The organism is Bradyrhizobium sp. CCBAU 45394 (assembly GCF_028128655.1).
In the GTDB taxonomy this organism is placed as follows: domain Bacteria; phylum Pseudomonadota; class Alphaproteobacteria; order Rhizobiales; family Xanthobacteraceae; genus Bradyrhizobium; species Bradyrhizobium diazoefficiens.
The window spans coordinates 1-246 of sequence record NZ_LBIX01000022.1 but is presented as its reverse complement, the minus strand read 5'-3'; the positions used below and the strand labels follow the sequence as shown (position 1 = coordinate 246).

Sequence of the window (246 nt, the reverse complement as noted above, 5' to 3'; positions counted from 1 at the left end):
TCCGTGATTCGCCTTGCTCCATGCCTTCCGCTCGCTGGTTTCCCCCGAACTTTCGATTGTCCAGATCCTTCCCCAGACGGATAGGGTGGTGCTCGTGGCTCGGCCGAAGTCAGCGGTCTCGCTCTGTCCCTGTTGCGGCGGCCAGACGGGTCGCGTCCACAGCCATTACGTGCGACGCTTAGCCGATCTGCCGTGGCAAGGTCGAGTGGTCGAAATCCGGCTTCAGGCGCGACGCTTTCGATGCGC

The 246-nt window shown here is 63.0% G+C and carries 1 protein-coding gene; it reads left to right on the top strand.

The window, feature by feature from the left end; genetic code table 11:
* Window positions 1-85: 85 nt before the first annotated feature.
* The coding region (locus tag WN73_RS11480) for a transposase family protein (RefSeq protein ID WP_333937960.1) at window positions 86-246 on the top strand (161 nt) is incomplete at its 3' end.